16 protein-coding genes are annotated in these 12,956 nt (G+C 67.8%); 11 read left to right on the top strand and 5 right to left on the bottom strand.

Annotated elements, in window-relative coordinates; genetic code table 11:
• The first annotated feature begins 153 nt into the window (after positions 1–153).
• The 4 genes from RV986_RS18530 (at position 154) to RV986_RS18515 (ending at position 5,307) form a co-directional block, all read left to right on the top strand.
• On the top strand, positions 154–1,950 hold the full coding sequence (locus RV986_RS18530; RefSeq protein WP_475918474.1) for an ABC transporter substrate-binding protein: 1,797 nt from the start codon (positions 154–156) through the stop codon (positions 1,948–1,950).
• A 105-nt stretch (positions 1,951–2,055) separates the two neighbouring features.
• Positions 2,056–3,033, top strand: coding sequence for an ABC transporter permease (locus RV986_RS18525; protein WP_475918473.1), 978 nt, complete (start codon positions 2,056–2,058; stop codon positions 3,031–3,033).
• Positions 3,034–3,064: 31 nt separating this feature from the next.
• Positions 3,065–4,141, top strand: coding sequence for an ABC transporter ATP-binding protein (locus RV986_RS18520; protein WP_475918472.1), 1,077 nt, complete (start codon positions 3,065–3,067; stop codon positions 4,139–4,141).
• A 110-nt stretch (positions 4,142–4,251) separates the two neighbouring features.
• The gene (locus tag RV986_RS18515) at positions 4,252–5,307 is read left to right on the top strand and encodes an ABC transporter ATP-binding protein (RefSeq protein WP_475924323.1); all 1,056 of its coding nucleotides are present in this window, start codon (positions 4,252–4,254) and stop codon (positions 5,305–5,307) included.
• Here RV986_RS18515 and RV986_RS18510 read toward each other — a convergent pair.
• Positions 5,304–6,056 (bottom strand): class I SAM-dependent DNA methyltransferase, encoded by a 753-nt coding sequence (locus RV986_RS18510; protein ID WP_475918471.1) that lies wholly within the window; start codon positions 6,054–6,056, stop codon positions 5,304–5,306. The genes RV986_RS18515 and RV986_RS18510 overlap by 4 nt on opposite strands.
• A 168-nt stretch (positions 6,057–6,224) precedes the next feature.
• On the opposite strand from RV986_RS18510, the gene RV986_RS18505 reads away from it, so the two are divergent.
• Positions 6,225–6,728: a DinB family protein gene (locus RV986_RS18505; protein WP_475924322.1), complete on the top strand. Its 504-nt coding sequence runs from the start codon at positions 6,225–6,227 to the stop codon at positions 6,726–6,728.
• Positions 6,729–6,732: 4 nt separating this feature from the next.
• Positions 6,733–7,134, top strand: a complete 402-nt coding sequence (locus RV986_RS18500) for a VOC family protein (RefSeq protein WP_475918470.1) — start codon at positions 6,733–6,735, stop codon at positions 7,132–7,134.
• Between the two features lie 4 nt (positions 7,135–7,138).
• On the opposite strand, the gene RV986_RS18495 is transcribed toward RV986_RS18500, so the two are convergent.
• Positions 7,139–7,717: a Uma2 family endonuclease gene (locus tag RV986_RS18495; RefSeq protein ID WP_475918469.1), complete on the bottom strand. Its 579-nt coding sequence runs from the start codon at positions 7,715–7,717 to the stop codon at positions 7,139–7,141.
• A 238-nt stretch (positions 7,718–7,955) separates the two neighbouring features.
• Here RV986_RS18495 and RV986_RS18490 point away from each other — a divergent pair, with 238 nt between their 5' ends.
• The 3 genes from RV986_RS18490 to RV986_RS18480 are packed head-to-tail and all read left to right on the top strand — an operon-like array spanning position 7,956 to position 9,537.
• Positions 7,956–8,474, top strand: coding sequence for a SigE family RNA polymerase sigma factor (locus RV986_RS18490; RefSeq protein WP_475918468.1), 519 nt, complete (start codon positions 7,956–7,958; stop codon positions 8,472–8,474).
• Positions 8,467–9,189, top strand: coding sequence for a hypothetical protein (locus RV986_RS18485; protein WP_475918467.1), 723 nt, complete (start codon positions 8,467–8,469; stop codon positions 9,187–9,189). The genes RV986_RS18490 and RV986_RS18485 overlap by 8 nt, the downstream gene beginning before the upstream one ends.
• A 24-nt stretch (positions 9,190–9,213) precedes the next feature.
• Positions 9,214–9,537: a hypothetical protein gene (locus tag RV986_RS18480; RefSeq protein WP_475918466.1), complete on the top strand. Its 324-nt coding sequence runs from the start codon at positions 9,214–9,216 to the stop codon at positions 9,535–9,537.
• Between the two features lie 208 nt (positions 9,538–9,745).
• On the opposite strand, the gene RV986_RS18475 is transcribed toward RV986_RS18480, so the two are convergent.
• Positions 9,746–10,009 (bottom strand): hypothetical protein, encoded by a 264-nt coding sequence (locus RV986_RS18475; RefSeq protein WP_475918465.1) that lies wholly within the window; start codon positions 10,007–10,009, stop codon positions 9,746–9,748.
• Positions 10,010–10,150: 141 nt separating this feature from the next.
• Positions 10,151–10,558 carry an ATP-binding protein gene (locus RV986_RS18470; protein ID WP_475918464.1) on the bottom strand — a complete coding sequence of 136 codons (408 nt, stop codon included), beginning with the start codon at positions 10,556–10,558 and terminating at the stop codon, positions 10,151–10,153.
• A gap of 135 nt (positions 10,559–10,693) precedes the next feature.
• Here RV986_RS18470 and RV986_RS18465 point away from each other — a divergent pair, with 135 nt between their 5' ends.
• A complete protein-coding gene (locus tag RV986_RS18465) occupies positions 10,694–11,578 on the top strand; it encodes a helix-turn-helix domain-containing protein (RefSeq protein WP_475918463.1) in 885 nt (294 codons plus the stop codon).
• Between the two features lie 11 nt (positions 11,579–11,589).
• On the top strand, positions 11,590–11,784 hold the full coding sequence (locus RV986_RS18460; RefSeq protein ID WP_475918462.1) for a DUF397 domain-containing protein: 195 nt from the start codon (positions 11,590–11,592) through the stop codon (positions 11,782–11,784).
• Between the two features lie 362 nt (positions 11,785–12,146).
• On the opposite strand, the gene RV986_RS18455 is transcribed toward RV986_RS18460, so the two are convergent.
• Positions 12,147–12,554, bottom strand: a complete 408-nt coding sequence (locus RV986_RS18455; protein ID WP_475918461.1) for a VOC family protein — start codon at positions 12,552–12,554, stop codon at positions 12,147–12,149.
• Between the last annotated feature and the right edge of the window lie 402 nt (positions 12,555–12,956).

The following is a 12,956-nucleotide window of genomic DNA, read 5'->3' as shown; positions in this document are numbered from 1 at the left end:
CACAGTCCGGCTCGACACGGTTCGGCTCCACACGGTCCCCTTCCGGACCGCCCTCTTCCGCACGGTTGCACGGTTGCACGGTTCCACTGCGTACCACCACGTCCCACCCGGCACAGCCAGTCCCACTACTCACAGGCAGGTGGACTCGACTCGATGAGCATCCTCAGTTCCCGCAGAGCGCGGACCGCCGTCGTCGCGGTCGCGGCAGGCGCCCTGGCGCTGGCCGGCTGCAGCAGCAGTGACAGCGGCAGCACCAAGGGCAAGAGCAAGGGCAAGGACGCGGCCGCCGCGCAGGCCGCCGCGGTGAAGATGGGCACCGCCCAGGACTCCACGGGGCCCGCCGAGGAGGTCACGGGCGCCAAGCCCGGCGGGACGATCAAGGTCTACGAGGAGGACGACTTCTCGCACCTCGACCCCGCACAGATCTACGTCAGCGACGCCGGCCTGCTCTCCAAGCTCATCTTCCGCGGCCTGACCACCTACAAGGAGGACGCCAAGGGCAACCTGACCGTGGTCGGCGACCTCGCCACCGACCCCGGGAAGCTGTCGGACGGCGGCAGGACCTGGACGTACACGCTGAAGGACGGGATCAAGGACGAGACCGGTCATGTGATCGACTCGGCCGACATCCGCCACACCTTCGAGCGGCTCTACGACCCGTTCATCACGGACGGCCCGTCCTACATCCAGCAGTGGCTCTCCGGCACCGGCACCGCCTACCGCGACGCGTACGGGGGCCCGTTCAAGGGCCAGCACCTGCCGGACACGGTGCTGGCGACCCCCGACCCCAAGACGGTCGTCTTCCACTTCACCGATCCGCAGCCCGACCTGCCGCAGGCCCTCGCCATGGCCGGCTACTCCGTCGTCCCCGAGAAGACGGACACCAAGGCCAAGTACGACACCAAGCCGGTTGCCATCGGCCCGTACAAGATCTCGGAGTTCAAGGCCGGCAAGAGCGTGAAGCTGGTCAAGAACACGAACTGGGACCCGGCCTCGGACGCCATGCGCCACCAGTACGTCGACGGCTTCGACATCGAGATCAACCACGACGACGAGGACCAGACCAAGACGATCCTCGCCGACCGCGGTGACGCCAAGAACACCATCATGATGACCGGCCAGGTCGCCACCACCCAGGTGCAGAAGGTCGTCTCCGACGCCGCCGCGATGAAGCGTTCGATCCAGGGCTACGCGCCGTACGTGTGGCAGATGAACTTCAACATGGACCGCATCAAGGACAAGAAGCTCCGCGACGCGATCACCTACGCCATACCGTCCACCGCGGTCTTCAAGGCCGACGGCGGCGCGTACGGCGGTGAGGTCGCCAACAGCCTGATGTCACCGACCACTCCGGGCTACCAGAAGGAGTACGACCCCTTCGACCGGGCCAAGCACGCCAACGGTGACATCGAGAAGGCCAAGAAGCTGGTCGAGGAGGCGGGCGCCAAGGGCAAGAAGATCGTCTACGCCTACTCCAACATCCCGGTCCGCCAGCAGCAGGCCGTGCTGATCGAGAACGCCCTCACGAAGATCGGCCTCGACGTCCAGAAGAAGGAGGTCGACGCCGCCACCTGGTACGAGCAGGTCGGCAAGGTCGACAACGGCTTCGACATCTACATGACCGGCTGGGGCCAGGACTGGTCGTCCGCCTCCACCGTCTTCCCGCCGCTGTACGACGGCACCCAGATCCAGGACGGCGCGTCCAACTACGCGCACATCAACGACGACCACGTGAACTCCGAGATCAAGCGGATCCTGAAGATCACGGACACCGCCGAGGCCACCAAGGCGTGGGCCACCCTCAACCAGTACATCAGCGAGAAGGTCAACCCGGCGTCGCCGATCTACTACACCAAGACGTTCCAGATCGCCGGCTCCAACGTGGGTGGCCTGCGCTACTCCACGGTGACCAGCTACACCGACCCGACCCGGGTCTTCCTGAAGAGCTGAACACGGCCCGGGGGCGCACTCGGCCCCACGCACCTCGCGGTGTGCCGAGTGCGCCCCGGGCGCCGTCCCTGTCCCCGGTCGCCGTCCTGAGAGCAGCGTTCCGCCATGCTTCGATTTCTCCTTCGCCGGACGTTCGGCGCGATGCTCATCCTCCTGCTGATCAGCGCCTTCACCTTCTTCATGTACTACGCGATCCCCCAGGACCCGGCGACGCTCGCGTGCGGCAAGAACTGCACCCCGGACGCGCTCGCGATCATCCACAAGAACCTGGGGCTGGACGATCCGGTGCCGGTGCAGTACTGGAAGTTCCTCGTCGGTATCTTCGCCGGCCGGGACTTCGCGGTGGGCCACTGCCCGGCCCCCTGCTTCGGGGTCTCCTTCCGCGACCAGCAGATGGTCTGGTCGACGATCATGGACCGCTTCCCGCTGACGCTGTCCCTCACCGTCGGCGGACTGCTCGTCTTCCTCGTCGTCGGCCTCGGCACCGGCATGATCGCCGCCCGCTTCCGCGGGACCTGGCTCGACAAGGTGTTCAGCAGCGTCTCGCTGGTGCTCAGCTCGATGCAGATCTACTTCCTGGGTCCGGTCGTTCTCGGCATCTTCGTGTACAGCACCGGCTGGCTGGACAAACCCAGCTACGTGCCCCTCACGGAGAATCCGGCGCGGTGGTTCATGGGCCTGCTGATCCCCTGGCTCGTCATGTCCGTGATCTTCACCGCCAACTACACCCGTATGGCGCGCTCGACGATGATCGAGCAGCTCCAGGAGGAACATGTCCGCGCGGCCCGCGCGAAGGGCATGACCGGCAGATACGTCTTCTTCCGGTACGCCTGGCGCGGTTCGCTCATCCCCGTCCTCACCATCCTCGGCATGGACCTGTCCGCGCTGCTCGGCGGCGCCGTCGTCACCGAGTTCACCTTCGGACTCGCGGGCATCGGGCGGCTCGCCGTGGATTCCGTCGTCGGCAAGGACCTGCCGAAGCTCATGGGCGTGATGATCTTCAGCGCCGCGTTCATTCTTCTGCTCAATGTCATCGTGGACGCCTTGTACGCGGTGATCGACCCGCGTGTGCGGCTGTCCTGATGGCGGTCCTAGTGCTTGAGGAGACCTCCCAGTGACCACACTCGCCAAGCCCGAGGACGCCCCGGCGCCCACCGGATCCGGCGCGTTCCTCTCGGTCCGCGACCTGCATGTGCGGTTCTCCACGGAGGACGGCACCGTCAAGGCGGTCGACGGGCTCTCCTTCGACCTGGAGCGGGGGACGACCCTCGGCATCGTCGGCGAGTCCGGATCCGGCAAGTCCGTCACCAACCTGACCGTCCTCGGTCTGCACAACCCGGCGACGACCACCGTCGAGGGCGAGATCGTCCTCGACGGCAAGGAGTTGCTCACCGCCACGGAGGCCGAGTTCGAGCGGCTCCGCGGCAACAAGATGGCGATGATCTTCCAGGACGCGCTGACCGCGCTGTCGCCGTACCACACGGTGGGGCGGCAGATCGGCGAGCCGTTCCGCAAGCACACCGGTGCGTCCAAGAAGGAGGCGCGCCGGCGGGCGATCGAGATGCTGGAGAAGGTCGGCATCCCGCACGCCAAGCAGCGCGTGGACGACTATCCGCACCAGTTCTCCGGCGGTATGCGCCAGCGCGCGATGATCGCGATGGCGCTGGTCTGCGACCCGGAGCTGCTGATCGCCGACGAGCCGACGACGGCCCTCGACGTGACGGTCCAGGCGCAGATCCTGGACCTGCTGAAGGACCTCCAGCAGGAGTTCGGCTCCGCGATCATCTTCATCACCCACGATCTCGGGGTGGTCGCCAACATGGCGGACCATCTGCTCGTGATGTACGCGGGGCGGGCGGTCGAGCGCGGCACGGTCCGCGAGGTGCTCAAGTCCCCCCAACACCCGTACACCTGGGGTCTGTTGGCATCCATGCCGCGGCTGTCGGCGGATGTGGACGAACCGCTCACACCGATTCCGGGCGCGCCTCCGTCCCTGCTGAACCCACCCTCGGGGTGCCCGTTCCACCCGCGGTGCGCCTTCCGGGACGAGGTCGAGGGATCCGACCGCTGTGTAGATGTCCGGCCGGAGCTGCCGGAGCTGTCGGAGCGGGGGCGGGGGTCCGCATGTCACTTGACGATGGATCAGAAGACCACGATCTTCACCGAGACGATCCGGCCCCGGCTGGGCTGAGGGGATTGACTGTGAGCGACGAGAAGACGGCGGTCGCGGGTGACGGGGACACCGCGGCGGTCGGTGACGCGGTCCCCGCGCAACGGGACGGGGGCCCCGGCGAACCGCTGATGCGGGTGCGCGACCTGAAGAAGTACTTCCCGGTGAAGGGCGGCTTCCCGATCCGGCGCACGATCGGTGCCGTCCAGGCCGTGGACGGCGTCTCCTTCGACGTCCTGGCCGGCGAGAGTCTGGGCCTGGTGGGTGAGTCGGGCTGCGGGAAGTCCACGACGGGACGGCTGCTGACCCGTCTCCTGGAGCCGACGGACGGCACGATCTCGTACCAGGGGAAGGACATCAGCCGCTCCACCCGCCGCCAGCTGGCCCCGATCCGCTCCGAGATCCAGATGATCTTCCAGGATCCGTACGCCTCCCTCAACCCCCGCCAGACGGTCGGCACGATCATCTCCTCGCCGATGGAGATCAACGACATCCGTCCGCCCGGCGGCCGCGAGAAGCGCGTGCGCGAGCTGCTGGAGACCGTGGGCCTCAACCCCGAGCACTACAACCGCTTCCCGCACGAGTTCTCCGGCGGTCAGCGTCAACGCATCGGCGTGGCACGGGCGTTGGCGCTGTCACCCAAGCTGATCGTGGCGGACGAACCGGTCTCGGCCCTGGACGTCTCCATCCAGGCGCAGGTGGTGAACCTGCTCCAGGAGGTCCAGCGCGAGATGGGTATCGCGTTCGTCTTCATCGCCCACGACCTGGCGATCGTGCGCCACTTCTCGCAGCGGGTGGCGGTGATGTACCTCGGCAAGATCGTGGAGATCGCGGACCGTACGTCGCTGTACACCGGCCCCCGCCACCCCTACACCCACGCCCTGATGTCGGCCGTCCCGGACGCGGACATCGACGCGGAGAAGAAGGAGCGGATCCGGCTGGAGGGCGATGTCCCTTCCCCCATCTCACCGCCCTCCGGCTGCCGCTTCCGGACCCGCTGCTGGAAGGCGCAGGCGAAGTGCGCGAGCGAGGAGCCGCCGCTGGTGCGGTTGTCGGGCAACGCGGAGGGCCATCTGACGGCCTGCCACTTCCCCGAGGACCCCACGATCGAGGCCCGCGCCGAGGACATCGTCCTGGACCCGGCACTGGCGGCGCTGGAGGAGGAGAAGCCCCCTGGTTCCGCTTAGGGCAACGGCTGGTTCCGCTTCGGGTGGGCGACGGTGATGATCTCGGGGGCGGCGGGGGTGCACGGCCCCCGCTCCCAGTCGCCGTACCGCTCGGCCACGGCGAACCCGGCCTCCGCGAGGAACCCGTCGAGGGCATCCGCCCCCAGGAACCGCAGCGTGCTGCGACTGACCCGCGGTTCCTGCCACGCCGGGTGCTCGAACGTCTCGGTGAACGTCACCCGTTCCCCGGCGACCGGATTCTCCACCTCCTGCCACACGCGTACGACATCGCCGTGGGCGTCGGTCACCTTCCGCGGGTGCGCGGGGGTCCACCGCTGCCAGGCGCGGGCGGCGGGGTTGCGGGTCTCGAAGACGAACCGCCCGCCGCCCGTGAGGGCCTCCCGCACGGCAGCCAGGGCGATACGCAACTCCCCGTCGCCCAGCAGCACTTGAAAGGCGTGCCCGGTCATGACGACGAGGTCGAACTCCCGCTGCCACCGTGCGCAGGACAGATCCCCGAGCATCCACGCGCAGTCGGCCCGCCGTCGCGCCTGCACCAGCATGGCCGCGGCGGGATCGAGCCCGCACAGCCGCCCCCGGTGTCCGGCCTCCCGGGCCCGCGCGAGCAGCCGCCCGGTCCCGCACCCGACGTCGAGCACGGACCGCGCGGACATCACCAGGTCCAGGTAGAAGTCGTCACTCGGTCCCCACGGATTGAGGTGGTCGTACACGGCCGCGAGGGAGACATCACTGAACGAACGATCAGCCATCGCAGCAGTCTCCCAGCCCTCGACCCCGCTCGAAGCCCCGATCGGCACACTCCTGGCCCGGCGGGCGAACTGTCCGGCCGGTCAGCGCACGACACGTCCTCGTTCTTATTCGCTCGACAGCGAGCGGGCGGGCGGGGATGCTTCACCCCCATGACTTCGACGAACCCGGTGACTCGTACCGACACGCCACCCGCCTGGGACGAACGCACCCAGCTGGCCACCTTCCTCGACTACGTCCGCGCCACCGCGCGCGCCAAGTGCGAGGGCGTCTCCGCGGAGGACGCCCGCAAGGCCCCGCTGCCCGGCTCCCCACTGATGACGCTGTGCGGACTGATCAGCCATCTGCGCTGGGCGGAGTACGCCTGGTTCCAGGTGGTGTTCCTCGGCGAGGAGGACGAAGGCCCCTGGACGGACGAGGACCCCGACCGGGAGATGCGGATCGCCGTCGACGTACCGCTGGCCGACCTTCTGGCGGAGTACGAACAACAAGCGGACCGTTACCGGAAGTTGGTGGCCGAGCACTCCCTCGACGACAGGGCGGAGCGCCCCATCCGCGACGGCCGCCATGTCGACCTGCGCTGGATCCTCCTCCATCTGATCGAGGAGACCGCCCGCCACAACGGCCACCTCGACATCCTGCGCGAACTGGCCGACGGCCGGACGGGAGCCTGAACTCATGACAGAGTCCACGGGGTTGAACTCCCTGAACCCCACCATCCGCACGATCGCCTTCGACTGCACCGGCGACCCGTACGACCTCGGGCTGTTCTGGAGCGAGTTGCTCGGCCGCCCGCTGGCCGACGACGACAAGCCGGGGGACCCGGAGGCGTTGCTGCGGGATCCGTCCGGCGGCCCGACCCTCCTCTTCGTGCAGGTCCCCGAGGGCAAGTCGGCCAAGAACCGCATCCACCTCGACCTCCAGCCGCACGGCCGCACCCGCGCGGAGGAGGTCGCCCGGGCGATCGCGCTCGGCGCCCGGCAGCTCGCGGACCACACCCGCCCCGACGGCGGCGGCTGGGTCCTCCTGGCGGACCCCGAGGGCAACGAATTCTGCGTGGAGCGCGGGGAGCTGGGCTGAGAACCTAGTCGTTGCCCAGCTTTCCGTAACGCCGGAAGCGGTCGGTCTCCACCGTCCACGGGCCGAACGGCACGGCGTCACCGAAGATGTAGGGGTCCTTCTGCCTGTAGCGGTCCCCGCAGGGGTCCGAGTGCACCTGGATGGTGCCGGTGCGCGGGTCGACGATCAGGTAATGGGGGATGCCCATGGCCGGGTATTCGGCAAGCTTTGCGCCGTAGACGTTGCACGGGTGGGAGGGGGAGGCGACCTCGACGGCCGCCAGTACCCGCGTCGCGTCGACGGCGAGGCCCTCTTCGTCGAGCACTTCCTCGGGGATGACGACCGCGTCCGGACGCCTCATACGGCCGATCGACGGGTGCTCGATCTCGGGGCCGTTGGCGCAGACGTATCCGGGATGGGTGGTGGGAAGCTGCTCGCTGAGCTGGTTCCGGATGCGGCGGACGGTTCCCTCGTGGCGCTTCGAGGGGCTCGTCATGGCGAGGAAGGGTCCGGAGGGGCCGATCTCGACGATCCAGGACCCCTCAAGGTGCTCGGCGTACTCCGTGAGCTCCTCGGCGATCGCGCGCATCTTCGCGTACTCCATGCCCTCAGGGTAGTGAGATCGCTGCCCTGTGCTGTGCTGTGCTGTGCTGTGCCGTGCCGTGCCGTGCGAAGAGAAGGCGCCGACGCACCCCGTACGAAAGTCATCTGTAACGTCCCTCGCCTCCCAGGCGTGTTCAAGTCAGCGGGAACGACGGGGACGGTGATCGCACCCGCCGTGACGCGATGACGCGGATGACGCGGATGACGAGGATGACGAGGATGACGACGAACGGGGAGAGATGGCGACGCAGTCGGAGGACTTCGACGCGTTCTACACCGCCACGGCCAAGCGCTTGGTCGCCACGGTCTACGCGATGACCGGCGACGTGGCGGAGGCCGAGGACGCGGTGCAGGAGGCGTACATACGCGCCTGGCAGAGATGGGACCGGCTGACGAGGGAGGGCGAGGACCCGCTGCCGTGGGTGCGCACCGTCGCGATGCGGCTGGCGATCGGCACCTGGCGCCGGACGAGGGGCCGGCTCCGCGCGCACTTCCGGCACGGCCCGCAGGCCGATGTGCCCGAACTGTCGGCGGACCGGGTGGCCCTGCTGGACGCCCTGCGTGAGCTGAGGCCGGAGCAGCGCCAAGTGGTGGTCCTCCACCATCTCCTCGACCTTCCCGTGGAGCAGGTCGCACGCGAGGCCGGTGTGTCCAACGGCGCGGTCCGCACCCGGCTGAGCCGGGCCCGCAAGACCCTCGGCGAGCGGCTGGTCGAGCCCACCGTTTTCCTGCCCGAGGGGGTGGCCCAGCATGGCTGAGGTCGAGGAACTGCTGGACGACGTCGTACTGGCACTGCCCGCGGCCGAAGAGGTGCGGGCCCGGGGGAACCAGCGGCGCAGGCGGCGCCGGGCGGGTGCGGTCGGGGTTCTCGTCGCGGCGGTCGTGGCGGGGGTGTCCTGGGCGGTGCTGCCGGGGGACGGGGCACGGCCGGCCCGACCGGTGGGCGTGCCGACGGCGCTGCCCTCGCCCTCGACCGGGTCCCCCATGGGTGGGCAGGGACTCACCCCGTACAAGAGGCTGGACAAGGACGGCGACTATGTCGTCGTGTTGCCGAGCGGCAAAGAGCTGCCGGAGTACGGGAAGTGGCACTGGCAGACGGCCTCCGTGCCCTCCAGCACCAACGTCAGGCTGCCGAAACTGGTGACCTGTGCGGGGTGGTACACGGGCGAGAAGCAGTACGGGATTCTTCAGTACACCACCCTGAACAAGGGCCTCCAGGGTGCGCAGGCCTGGCAGCGGTACGCGGATTTCGACGATCCCGCCGACGCCGGTGTCATGGCCGGAGTCCTGCGCGAAACGTTGGCGGACTGCGGATTCAAGGTCTCGGGAAAGAACCCGGACACGCCCTACACGCGTACCGATCGGGACGGCCGGAAAATTCGTGTCACGGTCGAGCACGGCAAGTGGTGGATCTACGTGTCGGAGATACGGGAAGGCGGGTCCGTCGGGGGCGCCGCGGTCACCGGCGATTGACAGGTGGGGGATATGTTCCGAGAGATGTCGGGGAACCGATTCGGAGGGTCGCTGGGGAATGCGGTACGCACTCGCCAGTCTGGCCATGGGAATGACACAGACGCAGTTGGCGACGACACCACGTTCTCCGAGACCTTCACGAGGAAGGGCCACTACTTCTTCTTCCACGGCACGGTCAAGGCCACCGGCACCTGGCAGGGCTTCCGCTGCGACCGCGGCACCAAGTGGGTCGAGCAGGCCTACGGGAAGGCGAAGACCTTCAGCGCCGAGGTGCAGGGAACCGTGCGCTGCGGCGATACGGTCAACAAGAACAGCCTCGGCCGGCTGGTGCAGCAGAAGTACTGCTGAACGGGCGCCGGGACAGGCCGCCGGGGACACCCTCCTCGGAAACCGTGAACACTTATACGTGTAAGTGTTCACGGTTTCCGGCAGGCATGGGGTGGGACCGACATCACTGAACGGATTCGCCAACAGCGTCTCAAGAGAGTGCGGGCCTTCGTCTCCCCGGGTAACCGGAAGGACTCAGTGGCGCGAAGTCGCGGAAGACGTACGGGCCTCAACGATTCAGGTCCACTACGCGGGCAAAACGCTTCTCATAGAGACCGGGGTGGACGGTCGCGATAAACGGTTGCTCGTACTCCTTGCCCACGCGGAGTGCCGCCTCGACAGCTGCGGCAGATTCGAACGGCAGTCCGACCTGGTGCAGGTGGCAACAGGTCAGAGTCGCGGGGTAGTCGAGGTCGACCGTCGCGATGCCGAGCCGGCCGATGTGGACGGCGATACCGGGCCGTTCGCGCTCGGCCTCGATGACGGAGAGCACGGGCGCATGCAGGAAGACGTCCGGCTCAAGCCGGGCAGCATGGACAAGGCCGGAAACCTGGCGATTGCCTCCCAGCGCCAGCAGCGTGTCGGCGTCGGACGAGATCCCGCGGGCGGGACCGGGCTTGAACCTGTGGGCGACTCACGCTTCTCCCTTCGGAGCGATGCTGAACCAGACCGCCTTGCCGTGCGGGTAGTCCCGTACGCCCCATTCATCGGCGCACGCTTCGACGATGCCGAGCCCTCGCCCGCCCTCGTCACTGTCGGCGGGGGTCCGCGACTTCGGGGTGCCGGGGCCGTGATCCCAGACCGTCACCCGGAAGTCTTCCGGGGTGCGCTGCATGCTGACGTAGGTCTCCGTGGGGGAGTGGCGGTAGGCGTTGGTGACGACCTCGGAGACCAGCAACTCCACCGTGTCGACCATGCAGTTGAGTCTCGCGGCGGCGAGGATGCTGCGGATCGTGGCACGAACCACGCTGACGGCGCGGGGGTCGTGGGGAATGGACAGGCCGTAGGTCCAGAGGGGGGTGGGGGGTTCGGGCGTGCGCATGTGACAGCCTCCAGTTGTGTACCTGTTGTCACTGGTTCCCTACGTAAGGTAGCGACTCATGTTGTGTGTTTACAACCTCCTTGTCGAGATGGATGGTTGAGGAATACTGCTGAGTCGGAGAGCAAGGAGGAGCGTGTGGGGCTGAGGGCGAATCCGACGTACCGGCAGCGCCGGTTCGGTGCGGAGGTGCGGGCCATCCGCGAGAGCGCCGGGCTGACCGCTGGTGAGGCGGCCGCGGTCATGAAGATGCGGGCATCACACATCAGTAACGTGGAGTCGGGGCGCACGCCCCTGTCTCTGGAGCGGTTGCACTCACTCGTCGAAGCTTCAAGTCGAAAAGACACAACCCATATTGCCGGGCTCATGGAGCTTACTCAGGCTTCGGGCAAGGGCTGGTGGACCGAATACCGGGATCGCCTGCGTCCGTCCTTGCTGGACCTGGCGGAACTGGAGGACGGTGCATGCGACATCGTCTGCTACGAGCCCATGTTTGTTCCAGGGCTGCTGCAGACCGAGGAGTACGCGACCGCCGGCTATCGCGGCGGCTACACCGGGGCGTCGCGTCCGGATCAGGACCGGGAAGTCGAGTTCCGGATGCGCCGTCAGGCCGTGCTCACCAGAGAGGGGGCACCGCGCCTGCACGCCGTGATCCATGAGGCGGCCCTCCGCGTGTCGTTCGGGGACCCGGCGATCAGACGCGGCCAGCTCATGCGGCTGCTGGAGGCTTCTGAACTCCCCAACGTCACGCTCCAGATCCTTCCCTTCGACGGAGCGGTTGCGTTCGGTACGTCCTTCACGGTACTGAGGCCCCCTGTAAGGAAGTTGAGCACGGTGATCGTTGCTCACATTGAGCGGTCCCTGTACTTGGGGGATGAGGACTCCCTCGGCAGGTACGACGGCTGGTTCGCTAAGCTGTGCGAAGTGGCGCTGCCGCCGACGGGCGAGGACCGCCGGAACGGCTCGTACACAGTCAAGGACTCACGCGGGCTCATCCAGCGCCTTCTGTACCCCTTGCTCTAGAGAAGGCGAGCATGTCGCAACTCGTGTGGCAGAAGTCGACGTTCAGCGAGCCCGGCTCCGACACCTGTGTCGAGGTGGCCCTCGACCGCACCGGCACCCCCCACCTCCGCGAGAGCGACACGCCCGGCGCCGTCATCACCGCGAGCCCATACGCCCTGGCCGCACTGCTCGGCAGGGTCAAGTCCGGGCTGCTGTCGGGCAACTGACCCAGGCCCGCCAAACCCCATCGCGGACGTGCTTACCTCCGAGGCTGAGTTCCCACCTTCCCACAGGTGCGGTGTTGTCCCTGAAGCCGTCCACGCTCAACTCAGGCTCGCGCGGCACAACATGCCCGCCCAGCTGCAATACGTCGAACTGAGCGCCCGAAGATGTAGGCCGCTGCATAGCCAGGCGTTCGCCCGTCAGGTTGCCCGACGGCATCGCAGTCCCGCACTCGAACAGTCCGGAAGCGCGCTCGGCCCCAATGGTCAGGTCGGCGCCACCAGCGTGTCGGGCGAATGTCCGGGCGAGCGGCCCCAGTTCGAGTCGCCCTTCGACCCGGCAGATGCAACAACCAAGCTCACGCCACCTACAAGGAGCTGCTGTGATCGTTCAGATAGCTCGCGCGCCCGTCGTCGTCGAGTTCGAACGGCCCCGGAGGGATGATGCAGAACTCGTTCCCTTCAGGGTCGGCCATGACCAGGAACCCTCCCGCCGCGTACTGCTGGAGCAGCCGACCGCCCAATGCCTCGACCCGCTGCTGCTCGGCGGCGGGGTCCGGTGAAGCGACGTCGAAGTGGATACGGTTCTTGCCGGCCCTGGGCTCGGCGACCTTCTGGAAACCCACTCCCGGGCCCTTGCCACGCGTGAGCCAGACGTACGGGCCCGTCCTCGCCGCGATCGGTCTTCCGAGAAGTCGGGCCCAGAACGAGGCCAGCAGTTCCGGGTCGGCGCAGTCGATGATGAGGTCTTTGATCTCCAGATGGGTGTCCGTCATTCCCTGATGCTCTCAGATCGCGATCACCCGGTCCGGCCAGACCAGATGCCCTGGACGGGAGTGGACTGGCGGACGCCGCGATCAACGCCGCCATCGGCACCGCCGCGGCGCGCGCAGTGGCCGCGCTGCGCGCGGAAGGCGCCTGAGAGTCCTCCCGCCGGCGCGTCGGCCGGTGGGGACGGCTGCGACCGACGCGGTTCGTTCGATCGGCCAGGTATACCGACGATCGGCCAGGTATACCGACGATCGGGCAGGTGTACCGACGATCGGGCAGGTGCACCGACGATCGTCCAGGCGTACCGAGCACTCAGCATGAAGGCCCGTACTCATCATCATGAGCACGGGCCTTCGTCCCGCGGAGCGGACGTTCATGGGCTCGGGTCAATGGGCCGGCGAAAGTCC

This window comes from Streptomyces sp. RLA012, from assembly GCF_056270325.1.
The sequence above is the reverse complement of the archived record's forward strand: the minus strand, read 5'-3'. Positions and strand labels throughout refer to the sequence as shown.

Bases quoted from the DNA above. Each gene is read 5' to 3' on its own strand.
- RV986_RS18455 (WP_475918461.1), bottom strand. From the start codon at position 12,554: ATGACGGACACCCATCTGGAGATCAAAGACCTCATCATCGACTGCGCC.
- RV986_RS18470 (WP_475918464.1), bottom strand. From the start codon at position 10,558: ATGCGCACGCCCGAACCCCCCACCCCCCTCTGGACCTACGGCCTGTCC.
- RV986_RS18495 (WP_475918469.1), bottom strand. From the start codon at position 7,717: ATGGAGTACGCGAAGATGCGCGCGATCGCCGAGGAGCTCACGGAGTAC.
- RV986_RS18530 (WP_475918474.1), top strand. From the start codon at position 154: ATGAGCATCCTCAGTTCCCGCAGAGCGCGGACCGCCGTCGTCGCGGTC.
- RV986_RS18525 (WP_475918473.1), top strand. From the start codon at position 2,056: ATGCTTCGATTTCTCCTTCGCCGGACGTTCGGCGCGATGCTCATCCTC.
- RV986_RS18485 (WP_475918467.1), top strand. From the start codon at position 8,467: ATGGCTGAGGTCGAGGAACTGCTGGACGACGTCGTACTGGCACTGCCC.
- RV986_RS18510 (WP_475918471.1), bottom strand. From the start codon at position 6,056: ATGGCTGATCGTTCGTTCAGTGATGTCTCCCTCGCGGCCGTGTACGAC.
- RV986_RS18515 (WP_475924323.1), top strand. From the start codon at position 4,252: ATGCGGGTGCGCGACCTGAAGAAGTACTTCCCGGTGAAGGGCGGCTTC.
- RV986_RS18490 (WP_475918468.1), top strand. From the start codon at position 7,956: ATGGCGACGCAGTCGGAGGACTTCGACGCGTTCTACACCGCCACGGCC.
- RV986_RS18460 (WP_475918462.1), top strand. From the start codon at position 11,590: ATGTCGCAACTCGTGTGGCAGAAGTCGACGTTCAGCGAGCCCGGCTCC.
- RV986_RS18500 (WP_475918470.1), top strand. From the start codon at position 6,733: ATGACAGAGTCCACGGGGTTGAACTCCCTGAACCCCACCATCCGCACG.
- RV986_RS18480 (WP_475918466.1), top strand. From the start codon at position 9,214: ATGTCGGGGAACCGATTCGGAGGGTCGCTGGGGAATGCGGTACGCACT.